This window comes from Pseudomonas sp. FR229a (assembly GCF_030209115.1).
GTDB classification, from domain to species: Bacteria; Pseudomonadota; Gammaproteobacteria; order Pseudomonadales; family Pseudomonadaceae; genus Aquipseudomonas; species Aquipseudomonas moraviensis_A.
Genome location: NZ_JARVSP010000034.1, coordinates 70,831 through 92,921, shown reverse-complemented (window position 1 = coordinate 92,921; position 22,091 = coordinate 70,831). Strand labels below are relative to the sequence as shown.

Below are 22,091 nucleotides of genomic sequence, written 5' to 3'. Positions count from 1 at the left end.
TATGGGCGTAGATTACCGCCCTTTAGGAGTGTCCAGAATCATTAAGCCAGATCAGAAACACCGCTGCCCTTGTGGCGAGGGAGCTTGCGGGGATTCTGCGACCGCTCCTCCCGCAGTCCTTTACATTTTTTTCCCCACGGCCAACCACCGTCTAAGCTTTAGACAAGTCCGATCAATCTGCGTGAATGGATCAGTCGACTATGGGTGCTTTGTGGCAAACCGATTCGAGTAAAACCGTGGTCCCGACTGAACGTGTGGATGAAGCGCCTGTCCCTGAAAAACCCCGCCGCAATCGGCACGGGTGGAAGGCTTTCTGGTTGTTGTTTGTGATCATCGCGGTCGTCGTGGGACTCGCCGCGTCCAAGGAAATGCGCACTTCGCGCTTCCAGGCGCGGGAACTGAGCCAGTACGCCGCTTCGCTGACCTACAAACTCGAACCCGGGCCCAGCGAAGCGATTCGTTATCCGGGCAACGGCCCGTTCGATCTGCGCCTGGGTTACAGCTCACTGGATGAATTTCTGCCACGCCTGCTCAAGCGCAATTACGTGATCACCGAGCAGACGCGCTTCTCCCCTGCCCTGCTCAGCTACACCGACAAAGGCCTGTTCGTGCCCTATTCGGAGAAGATCCAGGCCGGACTGTCGATCACCGATTGCCGGGCCGCGCCGCTGTACCGCTACAACTATCCGCAACAGCTGTACCCGGACTTCGCAGCGATTCCGCCGGTGGTGGTCAGCAGCCTGCTGTTCATCGAAAACCGTTTTCTCCTCGACCCGAAACAACCGCTGGCCAATCCGGCAGTGGACTGGCCGCGCTTCGGCATGGCGGCGTGGTCGCAAGTGGCGAAACTGCTGCACCTTCCCGGGCAATCGGCCGGCGGCAGCACCCTGGCGACGCAACTGGAAAAGTACCGTCACTCGCCTGAGGGCCTGACTTCATCAGGCGCGGAGAAAATCCGCCAGATGATTTCCGCCAGTGTCCGCGCTTATCAGGATGGCCCGCAGAGCCTCGGCGCGCGGCAGAACATCGTCCGTGATTATCTCAACAGCGTGCCGCTCTCGGCGGTGCCCGGCCACGGCGAAGTGCATGGCATGGCCGAAGGCTTGCGGGTCTGGTACGGCAGCGATTTCAACAAGGCCAACGAGCAATTGAACAGCCCGGCGACCGACCCGCAGACCATGGCCGCCAAAGGCCTCGCCCTGCGGGAAATGCTCTCGCTGATGATCGCCCAGCGCCGCCCTTCCCACTACCTGACCAAGGGCCGCGAAGAGCTGGCCAACCTCACCGACAGCCACCTGCGCCTGCTCAAGCAGAACGGCGTGATCGACAGTGCCCTGGCCGATGCCGCGCTGGCGAGCACCGTGTCGTACCGCGACTGGCAAACCCAACCCACCCTGCAGCCGATCGAAACCAACAAGGGCATCAGCGCCGCTCGCAGCCGTCTGGCGAGCATGCTCAACCGGCCGCTGTACGACCTCGACCGCCTCGACCTGTCGGCCACCAGCACTCTGCAGGGCGACCTGCAAACCCAGGCCACCGCTTACCTGAAAAAACTCGCCGATCCGGCTTATGCCGCCGAAATCGGCCTGCTCGGCGAACGCTTGCTGACGCCCACCAGTACCACGCAAGTGCGCTACAGCTTCACCCTGTTCGAACTGACCCCGGACGGCTCCCGCGTGCGCGTGCAGACCGACAGCACCGACCAGCCGTTCGACATCAACGAGGGCAGCAAGCTCGAACTGGGCTCCACCGCAAAAATGCGCGTGCTCACCACTTACCTGCAAATCGTCGCCGAGCTGCACGACAAGTACGGCGCGATGGGCGTGACCGAACTGAAAAAGGTCGAGATACCGGATCAGGATCGCCTCAGCCGTTGGGTCATCGACTACCTGATCCAGAACAAGGACCACGACCTGTCGAAGCTGCTCGGCGCTGCACTGGATCGCAAATACTCGGCCAGCCCCGGCGAGGCGTTTTTTACCGGCGGCGGGCTGCACACCTTTCACAACTTTCGCAAAGAGGACAACGGGCGCCTGCCCACTTTGCGCGATTCATTGCGCGAGTCGATCAACCTGCCGTTCATTCGCCTGATGCGCGATATCGTCCGTTACACCACCTACTCAGGACCCAACGGCGAATTGCTCAAGGATGATCGCGACCCGCGTCGTCAGGAATACCTGGCCAGTTTTGCCGACCGCGAAGGCACCTCGTTCCTGCTCAAGTTCTGGAAGAAGTACAGGAACAAGGACACTCAAGCGCGGCTCGATACCTTCCTCGACAGCATGCGCCCGACGCCGATCCGCATGGCGGCCGTGCATCGCTATCTGCTGCCGGAAGCCAGCCAGGAAGATTTCAACCGGTTCGTGCGCTCGCACCTCAAGGGCACCAAACTCAACGAAAAACTCACGGACGACCGCCTGATCCGCCTCTACGATTCGTATGGCCCCGGCAGTTACGACCTGCCCGACCAAGGCTTTATCGCCAAGGTGCATCCACTGGACCTGTGGCTGATCGGCTACCTGCTGCATCACCCGGAAGCGACCTTCAGCGAGATCGTCAAGGCCAGCCATTTCGAGCGTCAGGAAGTCTACAGCTGGCTGTTCAAGAGTCGCCACAAGGGGGCGCGCGACAGTCGTATCCGCACCATGCTCGAGATCGAAGCCTTCCTCGACATCCACCAGCGCTGGCAGAAAGTCGGCTACCCGTTCGATCACCTGGTGCCGTCACTGGCCACGGCCATCGGCAGTTCCGGCGACCGCCCCGCCGCACTCGCCGAGCTGATCGGCACCATCCTCAATGACGGCGTGCGCATGCCGACGCTGCGCATCGACAGCCTGCACTTCGCCGCCGGCACGCCCTACGAAACCCGACTGGTCAACGATCCGCATGTCGGCAAACGGGTAATGCCGGTGGAAGTCGCCAGAGCCATGCGCGAGGCATTGTCGCAAGTGGTCGATGCCGGTACCGCCAAACGGGTCTCGGGCAGCTTCAAATTGCCCGACGGTACGCCGCTGGCCATGGGCGGCAAAACCGGCACCGGCGACAACCGCATTGCCGCGATCGGTTCTGGCGGACGGATCATCAGTTCGAAGTCGATCAATCGCACGGCAACCTTCGTGTTCTACATCGGCGATCACCATTTCGGCACCCTCACCGCCTTCGTGCCGGGACGCTCGGCAGAGAACTTCAAGTTCACCTCGGCCCTGCCCACGCAAGTGCTCAAAGGGATGGCGCCGATTCTCACGCCGTATCTGCAGCCGGGCAGCGACTCGCAATGCAAACCGACGCAGACCGCCAGCGTGGCCATGCTCGAGGCGCCGCGCCCTACAACGAGGTAACAAATCGTGTCGGCTTTTTCTGCATCAGGGTGACGATTCTTCGCTTCGGTGGGTGGTAACCCTGCATTTTTCAGATTCGAATTCCTGTCGGGTTGCTGACCCGCGGCGAGGTTTGCCTCCCGATCTTTGAACTTTTGTTTTGCCCGGCCCTGAGTAGGCTGATCATTCCTCCACAATCAAGGATGATTGGCCATGTCTCTCTCCCCCCAGCCTGCGGTCAACGCGGACAAAGGGCGGCACTACGAATTCATCAAGTCCGCCGTCAACGACAATTTCAAAACCGCCACCGTCAGCCGGGGCCTCGCCTTGGCAGCCTCGCCACTGAAGATTCAATCCTGGTACACCACCGCGCCCGCTCCTTACCTGCTCAGACTCGCGATTGCCAATCTCAAGGCCTGGGGTTCGCAGAACCGGGTGGATCATTTGCTGGCGAAAACCGATCTGCATGCCTTCGCCGAGCCGCTGCTGAAGGCAAGCATCAAGGAGCGACACGGCATCGAACCGGACGTCAAACGCACCTTTCTGCGCCTTTACCTGCCCAAGGACAAACCGTGGTACGCCATCGATGTTTCCAAGGGCGTTGTGACCCGCACCGTCTCGCTACTGGACGCCGCCCTGCACAACTTCGCCAGCAGTGAAACGGTCGGTGACGGCTCGGACTACATCAGCCAACCCGACGCGCGAGGCTTGTTCGATGTCCTGCCGATCAAAGGTGCCATGCCCATTAGCCAGTTCCAGACGCTGTGCCGCGAGCTGGATATCGGCGCGCAGTATAAAAAACATCTGGAGAGCTACCTGCTGCCCGGCGAACCTCTGGCCGAAGCCGTGCTGCAACACAAGGTGAGCGAGAGTCAGAAAGACGCCCTCGCCGTCGCCGCACACCTGGCGCTGATGAAGGAAGACATCCAGTACGACAGCTACAAAATGCTGTTGAACCTGGCCGAAGGCAGTCCGCAACTGCTGCTCAACGGCCGCGCAATGCAGTGCTCTGACCTGTCGCTGCTCGGCACCCGGCTGACCGGCGTCCTGGTGTTGACCCACGCCGTGACGGACAAGCGTGGCATCCGACGCCTGATCGTCTACGTCCCCCACGACCCGGATCACCCGCTCAAGGAGTACGACTCTTTGAAAGCCTTCCGCGATGAACTGACGCGTCAGCTTCGCGACGACCGGCTCAGCGAATCAACCGGACAGACCTATCGCCAGTTCTTCAGCCAGTTCGTCGATCAGCAGCAGCGCGGGCACTTCTTTGCCGAGCTCGAGCAACGGCTGTTCATCGTCAGGTACCACGCGAGTGAGGCCCCGTCCGACCCGCTGCCGCCGTGGCACAAGGTGGCGGTAGAGAATCCCAATCTGCGCTTCGCTCGGGTGAAATTGCAGGGCGATTACTGGCGCCACGCTTATCAGCAAAAACTCGACAAGATTCTCAATGACGCCCGGGAAATCGCCGTTTCCACCGCGGATACCGACAGCAAGGCGCGCTGGGCGTGGTGGGACAACTTCAAGAAAATTCTCTCGGACATTTTCAATGTCGCGCTGTTGATCGCCACCCCATTCGTGCCGGGGCTGGGCGAACTGATGATGGCCTACACCGCTTACCAACTGACCAGCGACGTCATCGAAGGCATCGTCGATCTGGCCGAAGGCCTTTGGCAGGAAGCCACCGGGCATGTCATCAGCGTGGTCACCGACATTATTCAATTGGCCGCCTTCACCGCCGGCGCACAGATCGGCGAAGCGTTTCGCGTGAAGCTGTCACCGCTGGTGGACGGCATGAAACCGGTCAGGCTGCCCGATGGCAAAGCGAGTTTATGGCACCCGGACCTGAGCCCCTACGAACGCAACGAACTGATGCTCCCTCCAGACGCCAGACCCGACCGCCATGGCCTGCATCAGTACGGCGACGAAACCGTCCTGCCACTTGAGGGCAAGCTGTACTGTGTCGAAAAACCCTCGCCGCCAGCCACGTCCACCACCCACCGCATCAAACACCCGCGCCGCGCCAACGCCTACCAACCAAAGATCGAACACAACGGCCACGGTGCCTGGCGGCATGAACTGGAAACTCCGCAAGACTGGTCGAACGAAACGCTGATGCGGCGTCTGGGCCACAGCGTCGAACGCTTTTCGCCCACGCAACTGGAGCAGGTGCGCATCAGCAGCGGCACCGATCACAGCGCGCTGCGCCAGATGCATATCGACAACAGTCCGCCGCCACCGCTGCTGGCCGACGCGGTCAAACGCTTCAGCGCTTACGACGACGTAGTCACGGCGAGTGCCGACATCCGTGGCGGTCGGCCGATCGACCCTCAAGCGGTCTGGCTGGAACCGCTGTTGACCGCGTTGCCCGGCTGGCCTGACGGCAAAGCGCTGGAGGTGTTCGCCGATGCCAGCCTGAGCGGTCATTCGCGCAAGTACGGCGACCCGCAGGCTGCGCCGGCCGATACCTTGAGCATCAGCCTCGGCGATCTGAACGCCGGCCGGTTGCCGGATCGGCTGGCGGACTTCCTCACCGACAGAGAAATCCATAATCTGCTGGGGCACGACGTTGCCCGTGCCAATCGTGCGAGCGCCTTGCGCAATCGACTGGCGGATGCCGTGGATGAGCGCCGTGGCGCCGTTTCTCGCCATGTCTATCGAGCCTTGGAAAGACCCGACAAAGCCGACATCAGAATCGTCAGACAGACTTTCCCGGAGCTGCCATTGCCGCTGGCCGAGAAGCTCCTGTCCCAGGCCAGATCCGCCGAACGGCAAAGAATCGCCGACGAACAACGCCTGCCGTTACGCCTCAAGACTCAGGCTCGGGAACTGGATTTCGAAGCCAGCGCGGCCCGCACCTACGATGGTTTTTATCACGACGAACTGATGACGGCCGACACCGAACGCCTGGCGCTCAACACCCTCAGGCTCAATACCGACACCTTCGCCGATCTGCGCCTGGAAGTCCGCGATGGCAGCTACGACGGGACATTGCGCTGCAGTGTCGGGCCGGATGACGCAAGCACTGTCCGACGCCTGATCCGCGACGAACACGGCCGCTACGAAGTACTCGACGTGCACAATAAAAAACTGCATGACGCCGATGATTTCCATGAGTCGATTCTGCATGCCGTGCCCGCTGAAACACTGCCTGCCGTGGGTTATCAACGCGGTCAGGGACGCCCGCTGAAACTGTGGATCATGGAACAGGCCGAGCCCCCCGCGCAGCGCCGAACCGCACTGGCCGAGCCGCCCATCCGGCCTGAGGCGACGATTGAAACCGAAACGCTGGTACGCGGTTTGTCCCGGTTCTTTGGGAGCCGGACGCCAGATCAACGCATCGAACAGCTTTACCCGACAATGAATGCACGTGCGAGAAACGCGTTCATTGAAACCCTGACGCGCCAGAGCAAAGGCAACACCCTCGATGCCATCGCAAAGCTGGAAAACGAGCGCAAGGATTTGCACAAGGCATTACAGGCGTGGCGTGACGATCACCCCATCGGCATGGATGACGCGGGAGAACCGGGCTACGGCGCCTCCAGGGATTACATGCAGACCGGCGGCAATCACATCGAACAACGGATGATTGAATGCTTCAAACGCCAGAGCGATCTTTTCGACGAACCCGACATCCATCCCGAGCAAGGCTACACGCTGGACCTCACCACCGAGTTCGGCGGCAAGGATCTCGAACGCTGGTGGAAGGATTTGCGCCAGCGCCCCGACATGAACAAGCACATCGACAAGATCACCGCACTGAGGATCAACAAAACCTCACTCTCGGCAGATCCGGATGGATTGCTCGGCAGTTTCCCCCATCTGCGCCGATTGAACGCCCGCCAATGCGAACTGAAAGAAATCCCGTCCAGCATCGGCCAGATGCGTCAACTCGAGGATCTGGATCTGGCCGACAACCTCATCCGCCTCACACCGCGATCCAGCGAACGGCTCAAGGAACTGGTGCGGCTGCGCTCGCTGAACCTGAACGGCAATCCACTGCGCACGCCACCCGATGTCGGCCGCATGTATAGGCTGGAGGAGCTGAGTCTGGCCAAAACCGATATCCACACCTGGCCCGAAGGGCTGTTCAAGGTGGGCAGCATCAACCGACACCGCCCACGGGGGTTCATGCTCGACATGCGCAAGGCGCCGATCGACACCTTGCCCGAGGTCACGCCCGGGTCCGATCAGGCCTTCGTCCTGAGTCGGGCAAGGTTTGATACGGAAAAACTGACCAATGAAGAGCGGGTCCGCTATCAACACTATCGCAGCTCCTCAGGCCTGGGTTATGTGATCGATTATCCAGAGGCATCCAGCACCGAACTCAGCCATTGGCAAGAACCCTTCGATGAGCCTGAGCATTACAGCCCGTCCGTGGCGTTCAGAAAATATCGCGAAGAATCCTGGTTCGACCTGATGGCCGAGCCCGACTCGGCCGGTTTTTTCAGCGTGATTGCCAAGCAAAGAGAAAGCGCGGATTACCGGACGAATCCCGCACGAAAAAAACTGACCAGACGCGTCTGGGAAATGGTCGAAGCCGCAACGCTGGACTCGGAACTGCGCGAAAAACTGTTCAGACAGATTGTCTCCCCTGACGACTGTGGCGACCTCGGTGCGCAACTGTTCAACTCCCTCGGAATGAAGGTGCTGGTGTCCAGAGCCTATGCAGAACAGACATCCGCCAAGGTGCTGGACAACAAACTCGTGCGCCTGGCGCGCAGTGCTGCGCGGCTGGATCTGGTGAGCGACGAAGCCCGCGTGGAATACAGCCGTCAGGCACAACAGAACCTCATCGATCCGGGCAACCCGCCCCCGGACGAAGTGGAAATCCATCTGGCATTCGAGAAAGGGCTGGCAGAACGACTGGAACTGCCCTGGCAGTCCGAAGCGATGCTTTATGAGGAGCGTTCCGGCGTAACAAAAGATGAAATCGAAACGGCGTACAGGATGATCGTGAAGCGGGAACAGGGCGACGGTCTGGTCAATGCAATGATTGATCTCTCCTCAGACAATTTCTGGGAGCGTCACTTGCGCAAAACCCACCCGACCCAGTACGAACGCAATGATCGTCTCTTTGAGGACAGACTCGAATGGCTTGATGAATTGCGCACGGCACAGGCGCAATGGGCCACCCTCACTGATCGAACGCAGTTCAATGCATTGACGCGAAAACTGGAAGCCCTCGCGACCCGGCTTGGCATTCCCCACGCCGAGATATTCACCGACGAACCCATGAGCCAGCGCCGCTACAACAGGCTGCCCGATGACCTCGGCTACCAGCGCAAGGAACTGTCCCGACAACTGACCCGTGAGGCGATGGGACTGGCGGGCCTTTAACGGCAGGTTTGCAACCCGGCCAGCCCCGACAAGGACTGGCCGGACGGCACGCTGCCGACAACCGGCGCCAGCACAGGACCGCTCCATGCTCCTCCGACGCGACAGCGTTTATCCGCTGCTGCATACACCGGCGCACACGGATAGCTGTGCATATCGATCACTGCGCACCCGGCGCCCTGGCGTTGAACATCAGCACCACATTGCCGTAATAATCCCCGGAGCGATAACCACCCTCCGGTTCGATCGGGTCGATCTTCAACGCCACGCGCTTGCCCCCGGCCGCTTCCTCCTCGGACAAGACCTGGCGCGGGGTGACGTGCGAACTCAGTTCGACATCGTTGAAAGAGACCCGCAGATCGATCACTTCACCGGGACGGCCGTTCTCCAGATAGGAGTCGTAGGCAAGCCGCGCCTCAATCGCGCTGCTGTCGTGGTGCACATCGAAATTGCGCATCAGCCCGCTGAGGGTCGAGCGCTGGTAATCCCACTCAAGCCGCTGCGGCCGGTGAATCCAGTCCGGTTCCGCCGGAATGATGTAGAACGGCCGGCTGGGAATGGTCAGGGACACTTCGAACGTGTGCTCTTCGCGCGCGGCCCACGCCCCGACGCCGCTCAGCGCAGTGGCGGCCAGCAGCGCGGCGGCGGTGCATTGCTTGATCATGTTGGTTACCCGATGCGTCAATGGAAAACAAAACTAGCGACTGGCGATCTTCACGGTTTTCTTCTCGCTGCCTTCGATCAGGAAGAAGCTGTACTGACGGCCTTTCTCCTTGTCGAACGCAAAGCTCTTCCCTGCCAGCACATGGTGTTTGGTGGTCGCACCACAGTCGTTTTCCTTGCTCAGCGAACAGCTTTTGAACTCATCGACAATCAGCACGGTGTTGCCGTCGTTGCGCAGTTCATAGCGGCTGTCGGTGTCATTGATGACGGTGGCAAAACGCGCGTCTTTGGGCCGCACGAAGAAGATCGTGCCAAACCCGGTCATCACGTTGACCCCGGCGGAAAGCGAGTTTTTGTAATCTTCGCGCTCTTCGCTGCTGACCACGAACTCGTCTTCCTTTTCCGGCACCACCGGAACGAAGCGCACGCGGAAATAGCGTTCGCGGTCCCGCTCGCCCATGTACAGCAGACGCGTGCCCTGCATGCCCTGCGCCGGCACGATCAGCCGCGCCGGACTGGCCATCACACCGTTGCGTGAAGCGCCGTCAGCTGCGTTTTGCACAGGCACTTCCTGCGGCAGGCCATCGGCGCCGTAGATGATCTCCAGTACGTTGATCTTGACGAACGCGGTGGCGTCGCCACTGTTGAACACCCGTTTCAGATAGGTGCTTTTATCGGCGTCGAGATAATCGTAGACAGTGCCGACATTGATCTGCGGCCCGGCCTGCGCCGTCAGGCAATACACACTGAGCACGCCCAGCAGAAAACCACGTTTCATCGCGTTCAACTCCATGAAAATCGAAAAAAGGCCGGACTGCAGTGCTCACACATCCGAGTCCCAGATAATGGTGATGTCGCCGCTCAGCCGGTCGTTCTTGCCGGGGCGCAGGAGAAAATCGATCGCCGCCGGTTCCAGCTCGAAATGCAGCGCACCGGGTTTGCGATCCACATAGATGCCCGGCTGGAACGGACCGACCCAGTCGTCGAAGCGCAAGGGAATTCGGGCAACGTCACCACCAGGGCCGGTGATGCCCGTGGGCAGGCTCATGGACACCTTGACCGGAACGCTATCGCCCAAGGGGCTGCCGAGGCTGCAGTACGGTCCGCCCATGGAATTGCACCGCATCATCACCTTGAAGCGCGACGACGCAGAGAGATGAAAGGGTTGATCGCGGAAAATTCTCCTCGGTTTGCGCCCGCTGTCGAGCCACGGCGCCCAGCCGCCTTCAGGCTCCAGCGAGACCTTATTACCACCCGGTGGCAGATCGACTTTGAGGGTGTGCTGTACGTCCAGCACAAAGTCGAGGGTCAGACTATCGTCGTCCGGCTGCATCAACGGCCCGAAATCGAAATCCGCCCCACTCCCAAGCCTGTAAGTAAGGGAGCCGGTATAGACGCCAGATGACATACCCAGCGGATTGGGGGTACGCAATTCGTAGGCAAAATCAAGGGTGTCGAAATCAATGGACGGGATGGGATAAGCATTCCTTTTAGTGCAGAACGCTTCCACCGGTGTCTTCCAGAAAAACCGGTAATGCTCAGGACCATAAGGTGCATTACCGCTGAACAGGCAAGGAGCAGGCGCATATACCCAACTACTGTTGGTCCAGAGTTTTTGATGCCCCTCAAGTACGTCACTTACCCCAACCAATTCATAAGCCGGTTGACTCAAAACATATTTGGAGCCAACACCGGTGATACGTACCTCAACGGTTTCCGCTTCCTGAGTGTCAGCATTGACGACCGTCAATCGTCGCCAGTTGGCGGGGGCTTTTATCGGAATGACCTCCCCTTGATAGAGCGCGCGCGTGCCATTGAACCGAATGGGCAGTTGAATGCTGAACATCGAGTTCGCCGTGCACTGGTCCGGATAGCTCGCGCAGTAACCACTGTTCGGTGTCTGGTTAATGAAGACGTTCTTGCTAGGCTGCGAGGGATCGGGGCGAAACAATGCACGTATTTCCTGACCGGCTGCCAGTGCGCTGGGCATGGCCAGCGCCAACGCCAGACCGACACCCGTTGTAATGCTATTCATTGCTTCATCCCGCCTTTTGACTAGTGAACGTTGCATCTGCCAGCGTGTCCGGCGTGCAGCGCAGATCACCGATCATCAACACGTTGTTTTCGCTGCGATGGCTGTCGGCATCGAGGCGGAACTGGCACAGCAACTGGTTGCCCTGACGCACTTCCAGGGTCGGTGAGCCGGCGTTCATTTCCATCGAGAAGAACCCGTCGACTTCGGTCACGCCACGGCTGGCGTGGTTGATCACGTGGTGGCCCTTGAGCGGACGCCCTTGCCCGTCCACCAGCCGGCCGAGCACGGTCAGGGTTTTCATCACGCGGATCTTGCGGTACTCGACGCCGCCCTTGTTCAGGTGATAACGCGTACGCGCCGGTTGGATGGTGGCGGCCGGCACTGTGTTGCCTTCGAAATCGAAACTCACCGAGCTGTTCTGATACGCCGTGATCGGAATGAAATTGCGCCCCGGCTTCAACGCCGCCCCGCCACCGCTGTAATCGTCGGCACGCAGGACGATGTCCTCGATGTCCGACTCCACATCCACGATCATCCCGGCACCGCGCACTTCGCTCTGGCTGGTCATGAGCATCTGCTCGCCGCCCACCACCAGCGTGCTGTCGACGTTGAGGCCGCCGGTGAAGTTGCCGTTATAAGAGGAGCGCTGGATGAAACCGTCGCCGTTGACCGAATCGGTGCGGAAGTTCGCCAGGCTGGCGACACCTATGCCATAGGTGTCGGTGAGTGCTGTGAGCGAGACGTTTTGCAGCACGTGGTCCTTGAAGTCCCGGCGCCAGCCGAGCGAGGCGTTGTTGTCGCGCGCGCCGTCGCGGGCCGTGCGCGAACCGATGCTGCCGGTGATCTGCTGGCCGGGTGCGCCGAGGGCCATGTTGATGCTCAGGTCGACCCCGCGATTGCGCGCATCGCCGCTGCTGAAACTGCCCGGCCGATCGAAAATCGACAGGCGCCAACTGGCATCGCTGCCCAGCACCAGGGTGCGCTGGGTCCAGCCCAGATCGAGGCCCATGCCTTCGACATTGCCCTCGCTGTGCGAGACCCGCGCGTTGACCGAGCTCTTGCTGCTGAGGCGATGGTTGAGCGCCAGCGACGAATTGCTGGTCTGGCCGATAAACACATTGCGCGGACGTACCCGGGTGCCATCGGGCAGGGTGTCGTAGGTGTTGGTGGTGTCGAGCCAACTGCGGTTGTGGCTGACAACAATGCTGCCGGCGCCATAGTTGTACAGGCTCTGCAGGTCGAGACCGGTGCCGTAGTCCTCGGTCTTGTAGACGTTGGCATACAGGCTGATGTGATTGGCCAGCGTCCAGTCGATCGACGTGCCGTACTGCAGCTTTTCCCGGATCTGCCGCGCCGAAGCGCCGACAATCACCCGTGGATGCAACAGATAGTTCACCGCCGCACCGGCGGTGGGACTGCCGCTCGCTTGCGTGTCCCAGTTGCTCAGCAGTTTGCTTTCTTCACCGGCAAACACGTTGTAGCGCCAGCGTTCGTCAAGGTTGCGCCAGTTGTTGGGCTTGTATACCAACTCCTGGGTGGTGGAGGTGATCTGGCCGTCTTCGACCAGCCGCACTTCCACTTCATAGATGCCGCCGGGCAGCGGTCGCGTGTCGAGGGTCTGCAGACCGGCCGGCACCGATTGCGTATTGATCAGCAAACCGTCACGCCAGATCTCCACCGAACCCTGGCGGTTGGCGGTCACGTAGATCGGGTAGACGCTGGGCATCGGACTGTTGATCGCGAGGCTGTCGGAGCTGCCGTACATGACGCCGACCGCCGTATCGGGACTTGTGCCGAACGTGCGCGGCTGGCGCGTCAGGCCTTCGGAATTGGGGGTGAAATAGCCCACGCGAAAGAAACTGCCTTGCAGTTCGCGCTGGGTGTGCAGCTCGTGGACGGCGTGATAAAGCTTGTCGTCAGGGCCGCCGAGCCGGGCCATTTGCAGGTTGAGCGTCTGGCTCCAGTTGCCCAGGCTGGCACTGGCTTCAAGGCCAAAGCGCCCGCCGAGGTCCTGATCCTGGCCACCATTGAGGTTGAGCTGGTTGCGCACCATCAGGCCGCTGCTGCCGCCGCTCGGCTGCTCGTAATAGCGCTTGGCTTCAACGTCGCGCTCGGCGTTTTCGGTGACGATCGAGACCAGTGAGTTTTCCAGGTTGTAATGCACGGCCAGAAACTGCTCCGGGCACGAACCGCTGCACGCGCCCAGGGGCACGCCGGGCTTGAGGAAGCTTGCCCATTTTTCCCGCTCGGCGGGCCCGAAACGGTTTTCGCTGGTGTCGGTGAATTCGAGAAGCGTGATGCGATCATCGCGGGACAACACCACCATGGCTTCACCCAGCGGCTGCTGGTCGACTTCGACCCGCACCGCCAGCGGCACATCAAAGAAATGCTCCTCGAAATCCGCCGGCAAGCCCTTGGCCTGCGCCAACAGACTACGTGGCGTAGTACCGGCGGTGTTGGATGCGACGGCTGCGCTGGCACAAAACAACAGCGCAAGTGCAGCCGCGATGGGGGTCATCGGGAACATGAACTCGTACTCTGATTGACTGACTATGAAAGTCCGTCGGGGCAAACATCACTGCCTGCCCCGTCGGTTGACGCCGCTCGTGAAAAGCGAGCGTTTTGAATCCGGTCAGTCGATCAGTTGCCGCCAACCGGTGGCACGGCGTCGAAGATCATTGCCACGGAACCGGTGTAGTCACCCGGCTCGAAGTTGCTGCCCTTGGCGGAGATTTTCAGCGGTGCGCGATAGTTGACATCGGACTCGGCTTCACCAACGACCAGTTGTGGCGTCAGGGTCAGTTCCTTGTTGTTGAGCATCACTTGCAGTTCGATCGAAGTGCTGCCCGCGACCAGTTTCGGCAAGCTTTCCAGGCTGGCGTGAACCGAACCGTTGTTGTTGCGCACGTCGAAGAAACCGTTAACTTCGGCCATCTTGCCGGTGGTCGGCTGGTAGCTCATGTCCTGGTCCTTGTTGACCAGATCAGGATCGGTCGGCACCACGTAGAAGCCGTTGGTTGGCACGTGAGCGACGAGGCTGATGGAGTGCGAGGCTTCGCCCGCGGCGAAGGCGGTGGAGGTCATTGCCAGAAGAGCCAGTGGGGCAGCGATTGCGAATTTCTTGAGCATCGTTCAGTACCTGTTTGCTGTATATAAGGGGTTGTCATCGAAAGTTCATAAACCCTTGCCCCAGCAACTGCCGGATCAACTTGAACTTTCAACGGTGGGCATCATCGGCTGTTGACTCTGGAATGTAAGCAGGCAACTTCCGACAAACGCGTAGTTAAACAACCCCGCACCCCGCCAGAAAAAAGAACAAAAAACAGATACTTGCGATATTCGCTGTAAGTTACGCCCTACACACAGTTTATCGGGAAAAACCATACAGCAACTTGGGCGCTTTAACTCGGTAACTTTCGAGGAATTAGAATATATACTCAAGTGCAACTAGAGCGTTAACTTTAACTTCTCGGTCACGGCTTATCTTCCACGTCGAAAAACATTCATCGGCGTTTTTGAAGCTGCGACCACTCGTCCGGCCAGGCCAATCCGGAGCCAGAAACGGCTTGCACGGACCTTAAGATATATCTTAAGTTGTATCTAAATACGACGAGAGAGAAAGCGAAAAATGAGAGACCATCATTCCCCCCACCGCGAACACGGTGATGGCCGCGACGGCTTCGAGAAGCGCCCCGGTCGCGAACGCGGTGGCCGTGGCCCGCGTGTTTTTGCCCCCGGTGATTTGAAGTTGCTGCTGTTGGCGTTGATCGCCGAACAGTCGTGCCATGGCTACGACCTGATCCGCCAGATCGAAGGCATGTTCGACGGCGCCTACAGCCCCAGCCCCGGGGTGATCTACCCGACCCTGACGTTTCTGGAAGAGAGCGACCTGATCGTCGGCGATGCCGAGGCCGGCAAAAAGCGTTACAGCGTGACCGACGCCGGTCGTCTGTCTTTGAGTGAACAAGCGGTGGCGCTCGACGGCGTTCGCATGCGCATCGACGTCAGCAAGCGCTCGCTGCGCGGCCATGACCGACCGCCGGAAATCCACGAAGCCGTGCACAACCTGCGTCATGCCCTGCAGTTGCACCATGGCCGCTGGAGCGCCGAGGAAATCCTGCGCGTGCGCGACCTGCTCAATGACACCGCCAAAGCCATCGTTGACGGCCCTGCCGTTCAACCTGCCCCGGAGAAAGCCGAATGACCGCAGTCGATACTCAAACCATCCACCGCGTAATGCATGAGATCAAACGGCGCAAACTTGAAGTTTTACGCGTCACCGAGCTGACCCCGCGCATGCGCCGCATCACCCTCGGCGGGCCGGAGCTGGCCGGGTTCATCAGCCTGGGCACGGACGATCACGTCAAATTGCTGTTCCCGCAGAACGCCGAACAAGCCGCGGCGCTGGAGACCCTGCAGCTCGGCGCCGGCAAGGACAACGGCCCCATGCCCGAGATGCGCGACTACACGCCGCGCCGCTACGATCTGGAAAAAATGGAGCTGGACATCGATTTCGTCCTGCACGGCGACGGCCCTGCCTCGACCTGGGCCGAGCAGGCACAACCCGGGCAGTTCCTGCACATCGGCGGGCCGCGCGGCTCGATGATCGTGCCGGACATCTTCGACAGCTACCTGCTGATCGGCGACGAAACCGCCCTCCCCGCCATCGCCCGCCGCCTCGAAAACCTCGCGGCCAATCGCAAGGCGCTGGTGGTGATCGAAGTGGAAAACGGCGCCGAACAGCAAATGCTCGAAAGCGCGGCGCAGTTCAATGTGATCTGGGTACTGCGCGAAGGTGGCAAGGACAACCTGCTGACCACGGTCAGACAACTGCAGGTGCCCAAGGGCAATCTGTATGCATGGGTAGCGACGGAGACCAAGGTCTCACGGCAGATTCGCCGGGTGCTGATCGATGAGCATGGGCTGGATGAACAGTTCATCAAGGCTGTCGGCTACTGGCGCGCGGAAGGCTCGGAAGAGGAGTAATGCTCCCCTGTAGGAGTGAGCCTGCTCGCGATAGCGGTCTGACAGTCAATATCTCAGGTGACTGACACACCGCGATCGCGAGCAGGCTCACTCCTACATTGAACGGCGGCGATCCAAACCAATCACTAGCAACCCCACCAGCACAAACCCCACCAGTATCCCCCCGGCATTCGCCAGCACCTGTGGATAACCCAGCACCGCCACATCAATGAACGGATACGCATAGGCGCCGAGCAGATGCCCGCGCAGCAAGGCGTAGATGAAATACACCAGCGGATAGATCAGCCATAGCGGCAAGTGCCACAGGCGCAACGTCCCTTTGGGTACGCAGCACCACCAATAGCCGAGAAACAGCAGTGGCATGACGTCATGGAGCAATTCATCAGCGATGAACTGCCAGCCCTCGGGGTGCCACAAATGCCGCAACAGAATGCTGTAGGCCAGACCGACCACGGCAATACTTACCGCGATGCCACTGCTGACCCACGGTTGCAGAAACCAGCGGCGCGCCGCGGATTCACGTTCGCTCACGGCGCAGGTCAGCACCGTCGCCACCAGGGTGTTGGTCAATATGGTGAAATAGCTGAAGAAACTCACCAGCCCGCCCAGCAGGCTGGCGCCGACGCTCAATCTTGCGAAGAAGATCAGGTACAGCTGAATCGTCAATCCAGCCCAGCCCAGTACGGCCAGGCAGAAGATCAGGCGTCGCCGCCTCGCGCTGTCCATCTCAGAGCGGTCGCTTGGTGCGCATCAGTTTCACGTACAGGCGCTCGACCTTCTCCCGCGCCCAAGGGGTTTTACGCAGGAAGGTCAGGCTCGACTTGATGCTCGGATCGCTCTTGAAGCAACGGATGTCGATCCGCTCCGCCAGCCCCGACCACTCGTAGTGAGCGACCAGTGCATTGAGGATCTGTTCGAGGGTCACGCCATGCAGCGGATCGGGAGTCTGTTCGTTCATGCCGGGCCTTTGGGCAAAGTGGAATGCGTAAAGCCGCGCACCTTAGCCGAGGGGCTGGGCGGGTGGAAGGCCTTCCTGCAAATGTAGGCCAACCCGGAAAGATCGCAGGCTGTGACCCGACTCACAATGCGCCCGTTTGCCGCACTGTTACCGAATCCGAAACGCTGCATGTCTGCAAAAGCCCTTTCTCAATTTGTTACAGATCATTATCCTGCCGCCCTTCCGCTGAAACGCTTCACTGCCTGCGACAATCTGAAGCGTTCGGCCTGCACCCGAAAAACATCAAAAAAAGACTTATTCATGGCTGATTTTTCCTTTTCCCGAGATAGCGCTATCTCCATTCTGCGCACCCTTGGCGGCTGCACCGCTCTTGGTTTTGCCACCTGCACCTTGGCAAACCCGGCCTTCGACAGTGAATCACCGTACATGCTCGGTGACTGGAACGGCACACGCACAGCACTCGCGGAAAAAGGCTACGCGTTCAAACTCGATTACACCGGCGAAATGGGCAGCAACCTGCACGGTGGCTACGACCACGATCGCACCGCGCGCTACAGCGACCAGTTCGGCCTCGGCACCCATCTGGATCTGCAGAAAATCCTCGGCTGGGACGATGCCGAATTTCAGTTGACCATCACCAAGCGCAGCGGCAACAACATCAGCAATGACCGCATCAACGACCCGCGCGTCGGCGGCTTCACCTCGGCCCAGGAAGTCTGGGGCCGTGGCCAGACCACGCGCCTGACGCAGATGTGGTACCAGCAGAAGTTTTTCGATCAGAAGCTCGACTTCAAGGTCGGCCGGTTCGGCGAGGGCGAAGATTTCAACAGTTTCCCCTGCGACTTCCAGAATCTGGCGTTCTGCGGCTCCCAGGTCGGCAACTGGGTCGGTGGCATCTGGTACAACTGGCCGGTCAGCCAATGGGCGCTGCGGGTCAAATATCACCTGACGCCGGAGCTGTACGCGCAGGTCGGCGCTTACGAGCAGAACCCGTCGAACCTCGATCGCGGCAACGGCTTCAAACTCAGCGGCAGCGGCACCCAGGGTGCGATCCTGCCGGTCGAACTGGTGTGGACGCCGAAGCTCAACGGCCTGCCGGGCGAATATCGCGCCGGTTATTACTACAGCAACACCAAGGCCTCGGATGTCTATAAAGATCGCAATGACCAGCCGGCAGCGCTGAGCGGCGAAGCCTACCGCAGCGCGTCGAGCAAGCACGGCGTGTGGCTCGGCCTGCAACAGCAAGTCACCAGTGTCGCCAGCGACAACAGCCGTGGTTTGAGTCTGTTCGCCAACGCGACGATGCACGACAAGAAAACCAATGCCATCGACAACTACGTGCAGGCCGGCCTGACCTACAAGGGTCCATTCGACGCCCGCGCCAAAGACGACATCGGTTTCGCCCTGGCTCGCGTCCACGTCAACCCGGCCTATCGCAAGAACGCCGAAATGACTAACCGCGCCAACGCCATCTACGACTACGACAACCCAGGTTTTCTGCCACCGCAGGACACCGAGTACAGCGCCGAGTTGTATTACGGCGTGCACGTCACCAACTGGCTGACCGTGCGCCCGAACCTGCAATACATCCGCCACCCCGGTGGCGTGAACGACGTCGACGACGCCCTGATCGGCGGGATCAAGATCCAGTCGTCGTTCTAAAGATCTGCACAAATCCAATGTAGGAGTGAGCCTGCTCGCGATAGCGCTGTTTCAGTCACTGGAGATGTCGCCTGTAACACCGCTATCGCGAGCAGGCTCACTCCTACAGAAGCAATTGATTAGCTGGATAAGTTTTTATCTGAACCATGCCTGCGCCAAATCGTCATCTAAAGTGACTACAGCGCGGGACTACATAAACGTCACGGAGAATCACACTATGAGCACCGAAAGTGCTTCGAGTCGGGGCCGTCTGCTACCGGGCCTGCTCGGCATTCTGCTTCTACTGATGGGCCTGGCCATGCTGGCCGGGGGAGTCAAGCTGAGCATGCTCGGCGGCTCGCTTTACTATCTGCTGGCCGGTATCGGCATCGCATTGACCGGCATCCTGCTGCTGATGCGCCGTCGTGCGGCGCTGGGCCTGTACGCCATCGTGCTGTTCGCCAGCACCGTGTGGGCGCTGTGGGAAGTTGGCCTGGACTGGTGGCAACTGGTGCCGCGTCTGGCAATGCTGTTCGCCCTCGGCCTGGTGATGTTGCTGCCGTGGTTCCGCCGCCCGCTGCTGCTCAACGGCCCTGCCCCGATGGGCACCGGCGCGCTGAGCGTAGCCGTGGTGCTGGCCGGCCTGACCGCTGTAGCCAGTCAGTTCACCAACCCTGGGGAAATCAAAGGCCAGCTGGATCGCGACAGCGTCGACGGTATGACCAACACCGCGCCGGCCATGCCCGACGGTGACTGGAACTCCTACGGCCGCAGCGCCCACGGTGATCGTTACTCGCCACTGGCGCAGATCACCCCGGCCAACGTGAGCAAACTGGTGCCGGCCTGGACCTACCGCACCGGCGACATCCCGGGGCCGAACGATCCGGGCGAAACCACCGCTGAAAATACCCCGCTGAAAGTCAACGGCATGCTCTACGTGTGCACGCCGCACAGCCAGGTGATTGCGCTGGATCCGGACAGCGGCAAGGAAATCTGGCGTTTCGATCCGAAGCTGAGCACGCAGAACGCGGCCAACTTCAAAGGCTGGGCGCACATGACCTGCCGTGGCGTGAGCTATCACGACGACGCGGTCTATGCTTCCGAGCAGAGCCCGACCGGTTCGGCCAGCCCGGCCCCGGCCAGCGCCTGCCCGCGCCGCATCTTCCTGCCAACCGCTGACACCCGTCTGATCGCCCTGAATGCCGACACCGGCAAAATGTGCGAAGACTTCGGTGACAAGGGTCAGATCGACCTGTCTGCCAACATCGGCGGCTTCAACGCCGGCGGTTACTACTCCACTTCGCCACCTGCGGTCACCAAGGACCTGGTGGTGATTGGCGGTCACGTCACCGACAACGTTTCCACCGACGAGCCTAGCGGCGTGATCCGCGCGTTCGACGTGCACACCGGCAAACTGGTGTGGAACTGGGACAGCGGCAACCCGGACGACACCGCGCCGATCGCCGAAGGCAAGACCTACACGCGCAACTCGCCGAACATGTGGTCGATGTTTGCCGTCGATGAAAAACTCGGCATGCTCTACCTGCCGATGGGCAACCAGACCCCGGACCAGTTCGGTGGCATGCGTACACCTGAATCGGAACTGCACGCCGCGGGCCTGACTGCGCTGGATATCGCCACCGGCAAGGTGCGCTGGAACTTCCAGTTCACCCACCATGACCTGTGGGATATGGACGTCGGTGGTCAACCCACCGTGATGGACATCAAAACCGCTGACGGCGTCAAGCCAGCGGTATTGGCTTCGACCAAGCAGGGCAGCATCTACGTACTGGATCGCAGCACCGGCAAAGCCATCGTGCCGATCAACGAAATCCCGGTGCCGCAAGGCGCGGTGGAAGGCGACCACACCTCGCCGACCCAACCGAAGTCCGACCTCAACTTCATGCCGCCACCACTCAAAGAGCGCGACATGTGGGGCGTGACGCCATTCGACCAGATGCTCTGCCGGATCGACTTCAAATCCCTGCGTTATGACGGCCCGTTCACCCCGCCGTCGCTGCAAGGTTCGATCGTGTATCCAGGCAACTTCGGCGTATTCGACTGGGGCGGCATTTCGGTCGATCCGGTGCGCCAGATCGCCTTCGTCAACCCGAGCTACATGGCGTTCCGTTCGAAACTGGTTCCAGCAGCAGAAGTTGCCGGCGGCCCGGGTCGCAAGAGCGAAACCGAAGGCGTGCAGCCTAACAAGGGCGCGCCATACGGCGTGATCCTCGAAGCGCTGCTGTCGCCAATGGGCCTGCCATGCCAGGCGCCAGCGTGGGGTTATGTGGCAGCGGTCGACCTGACCACCAGCAAAACCATCTGGATGCACAAAAACGGCACCGTGCGCGACAGCTCGCCGGTTCCGATCCCGCTGAGCATGGGCGTACCGAGCCTGGGCGGCACCTTCACCACCGCAGGTGGCGTGGCCTTCCTGAGCGGCACCCTCGACCAGTACCTGCGCGCCTACGACGTGAAAAACGGCAAGCAACTGTGGGAAGGCCGCCTGCCAGCCGGCGCGCAAACCACACCGATGACGTACACCGGCAAGGACGGCAAGCAATACGTGCTCGTCGTCGCCGGCGGTCACGGCTCGCTGGGCACCAAGCAGGGTGACTATGTGATTGCGTACAAACTGTCTGAATAAGCGTTAGCGAGCGGTAAAGAAAAGGCGATGTCCCGTGAGGGACATCGCCTTTTTTGTGCATGAAATCTTAAAGCGGTTCACAAAACCTGCAGGAGTGAGCCTGCTCGCTCCCACAATGGACAGTCCGCAGCGAGATACTATCCTGGCGATCCAGCTCCTACACAAGGCGGGCGTCAGCCCGGTTGACTTAAAAAGCTTTCCCACCACTTTTCATCCGCTCTAATCTCTCATTGATCAATTGCTCGGCCTGTTTGCGGGTCTCAAGCAAAAAACTCTCATCTGTCGCGTCATAGATCACCCGAAAATGCAGTCCCGGCGTGTCAGAAGAATATTCGCGAATGACGTAATTCTTGTATTTCGAATCTGTATAACTCACGGTTTGATTCCTTGAAGTCGGAGATTGGCATTCATCCTGACGCCTAAGGGCGCCTGATTAATCTCGGGGCAACGGACAAATATGTCTACTGTCAGAAATTACAGGAGCTCAAGACCAGTTCGAAATAAACC

The 22,091-nt window shown here is 60.2% G+C and carries 14 protein-coding genes; 6 read left to right on the top strand and 8 right to left on the bottom strand.

The features are described 5' to 3' along the window. Positions 1-200 precede the first annotated feature (200 nt). Positions 201-3,338, top strand: coding sequence for a transglycosylase domain-containing protein (locus QRN33_RS24995; RefSeq protein ID WP_285410751.1), 3,138 nt, complete (start codon positions 201-203; stop codon positions 3,336-3,338). A 192-nt stretch (positions 3,339-3,530) separates the two neighbouring features. Then, positions 3,531-8,657 (top strand): dermonecrotic toxin domain-containing protein, encoded by a 5,127-nt coding sequence (locus tag QRN33_RS24990; protein ID WP_285410749.1) that lies wholly within the window; start codon positions 3,531-3,533, stop codon positions 8,655-8,657. 157 nt (positions 8,658-8,814) lie between these two features. On the opposite strand, the gene QRN33_RS24985 is transcribed toward QRN33_RS24990, so the two are convergent. The 5 genes from QRN33_RS24985 to QRN33_RS24965 all read right to left on the bottom strand — a co-directional run bounded on the left by QRN33_RS24985 (position 8,815) and on the right by QRN33_RS24965 (position 14,481). Further along, positions 8,815-9,318, bottom strand: coding sequence for a CS1 type fimbrial major subunit (locus tag QRN33_RS24985; protein ID WP_185054097.1), 504 nt, complete (start codon positions 9,316-9,318; stop codon positions 8,815-8,817). Positions 9,319-9,351: 33 nt separating this feature from the next. Next, a complete protein-coding gene (locus QRN33_RS24980; protein ID WP_285410747.1) occupies positions 9,352-10,095 on the bottom strand; it encodes a molecular chaperone in 744 nt (247 codons plus the stop codon). Positions 10,096-10,140: 45 nt separating this feature from the next. Continuing rightward, positions 10,141-11,352: a hypothetical protein gene (locus tag QRN33_RS24975; RefSeq protein ID WP_285410745.1), complete on the bottom strand. Its 1,212-nt coding sequence runs from the start codon at positions 11,350-11,352 to the stop codon at positions 10,141-10,143. A gap of 4 nt (positions 11,353-11,356) precedes the next feature. Then, positions 11,357-13,879 (bottom strand): CS1-pili formation C-terminal domain-containing protein, encoded by a 2,523-nt coding sequence (locus tag QRN33_RS24970; protein WP_281926101.1) that lies wholly within the window; start codon positions 13,877-13,879, stop codon positions 11,357-11,359. A gap of 113 nt (positions 13,880-13,992) precedes the next feature. Continuing rightward, entirely contained in the window at positions 13,993-14,481 is a 489-nt protein-coding gene (locus QRN33_RS24965; protein ID WP_042608305.1) for a CS1 type fimbrial major subunit, read from the bottom strand. A 499-nt stretch (positions 14,482-14,980) separates the two neighbouring features. Here QRN33_RS24965 and QRN33_RS24960 point away from each other — a divergent pair, with 499 nt between their 5' ends. Together QRN33_RS24960 and QRN33_RS24955 are read left to right on the top strand one after the other, a co-directional pair. Next, positions 14,981-15,556 carry a PadR family transcriptional regulator gene (locus tag QRN33_RS24960; protein ID WP_285410740.1) on the top strand — a complete coding sequence of 192 codons (576 nt, stop codon included), beginning with the start codon at positions 14,981-14,983 and terminating at the stop codon, positions 15,554-15,556. After that, positions 15,553-16,338 (top strand): siderophore-interacting protein, encoded by a 786-nt coding sequence (locus tag QRN33_RS24955; RefSeq protein ID WP_285410738.1) that lies wholly within the window; start codon positions 15,553-15,555, stop codon positions 16,336-16,338. Before QRN33_RS24960 ends, QRN33_RS24955 begins: the two co-directional genes overlap by 4 nt. 93 nt (positions 16,339-16,431) lie before the next feature. On the opposite strand, the gene QRN33_RS24950 is transcribed toward QRN33_RS24955, so the two are convergent. Together QRN33_RS24950 and QRN33_RS24945 are read right to left on the bottom strand one after the other, a co-directional pair. Further along, positions 16,432-17,064, bottom strand: coding sequence for a Pr6Pr family membrane protein (locus QRN33_RS24950; RefSeq protein ID WP_285410737.1), 633 nt, complete (start codon positions 17,062-17,064; stop codon positions 16,432-16,434). A 1-nt stretch (position 17,065) separates the two neighbouring features. Beyond that, the gene (locus tag QRN33_RS24945) at positions 17,066-17,296 is read right to left on the bottom strand and encodes a VF530 family protein (RefSeq protein WP_042608309.1); all 231 of its coding nucleotides are present in this window, start codon (positions 17,294-17,296) and stop codon (positions 17,066-17,068) included. A gap of 300 nt (positions 17,297-17,596) precedes the next feature. On the opposite strand from QRN33_RS24945, the gene QRN33_RS24940 reads away from it, so the two are divergent. Together QRN33_RS24940 and QRN33_RS24935 are read left to right on the top strand one after the other, a co-directional pair. Then, positions 17,597-18,958, top strand: a complete 1,362-nt coding sequence (locus QRN33_RS24940; protein WP_285410736.1) for a carbohydrate porin — start codon at positions 17,597-17,599, stop codon at positions 18,956-18,958. A gap of 217 nt (positions 18,959-19,175) precedes the next feature. Next, positions 19,176-21,584, top strand: coding sequence for a glucose/quinate/shikimate family membrane-bound PQQ-dependent dehydrogenase (locus QRN33_RS24935; protein ID WP_039758465.1), 2,409 nt, complete (start codon positions 19,176-19,178; stop codon positions 21,582-21,584). A 187-nt stretch (positions 21,585-21,771) separates the two neighbouring features. Here QRN33_RS24935 and QRN33_RS24930 read toward each other — a convergent pair whose 3' ends face one another. Then, positions 21,772-21,960 (bottom strand): hypothetical protein, encoded by a 189-nt coding sequence (locus tag QRN33_RS24930; RefSeq protein WP_285410735.1) that lies wholly within the window; start codon positions 21,958-21,960, stop codon positions 21,772-21,774. Between the last annotated feature and the right edge of the window lie 131 nt (positions 21,961-22,091).

Coding starts and splice junctions, on each gene's coding strand:
- QRN33_RS24965 (WP_042608305.1), bottom strand. CDS start 14,481: ATGCTCAAGAAATTCGCAATCGCTGCCCCACTGGCTCTTCTGGCAATG.
- QRN33_RS24955 (WP_285410738.1), top strand. CDS start 15,553: ATGACCGCAGTCGATACTCAAACCATCCACCGCGTAATGCATGAGATC.
- QRN33_RS24940 (WP_285410736.1), top strand. CDS start 17,597: ATGGCTGATTTTTCCTTTTCCCGAGATAGCGCTATCTCCATTCTGCGC.
- QRN33_RS24975 (WP_285410745.1), bottom strand. CDS start 11,352: ATGAATAGCATTACAACGGGTGTCGGTCTGGCGTTGGCGCTGGCCATG.
- QRN33_RS24970 (WP_281926101.1), bottom strand. CDS start 13,879: ATGTTCCCGATGACCCCCATCGCGGCTGCACTTGCGCTGTTGTTTTGT.
- QRN33_RS24945 (WP_042608309.1), bottom strand. CDS start 17,296: ATGAACGAACAGACTCCCGATCCGCTGCATGGCGTGACCCTCGAACAG.
- QRN33_RS24985 (WP_185054097.1), bottom strand. CDS start 9,318: ATGATCAAGCAATGCACCGCCGCCGCGCTGCTGGCCGCCACTGCGCTG.
- QRN33_RS24950 (WP_285410737.1), bottom strand. CDS start 17,064: ATGGACAGCGCGAGGCGGCGACGCCTGATCTTCTGCCTGGCCGTACTG.
- QRN33_RS24960 (WP_285410740.1), top strand. CDS start 14,981: ATGAGAGACCATCATTCCCCCCACCGCGAACACGGTGATGGCCGCGAC.
- QRN33_RS24980 (WP_285410747.1), bottom strand. CDS start 10,095: ATGAAACGTGGTTTTCTGCTGGGCGTGCTCAGTGTGTATTGCCTGACG.
- QRN33_RS24935 (WP_039758465.1), top strand. CDS start 19,176: ATGAGCACCGAAAGTGCTTCGAGTCGGGGCCGTCTGCTACCGGGCCTG.
- QRN33_RS24990 (WP_285410749.1), top strand. CDS start 3,531: ATGTCTCTCTCCCCCCAGCCTGCGGTCAACGCGGACAAAGGGCGGCAC.
- QRN33_RS24995 (WP_285410751.1), top strand. CDS start 201: ATGGGTGCTTTGTGGCAAACCGATTCGAGTAAAACCGTGGTCCCGACT.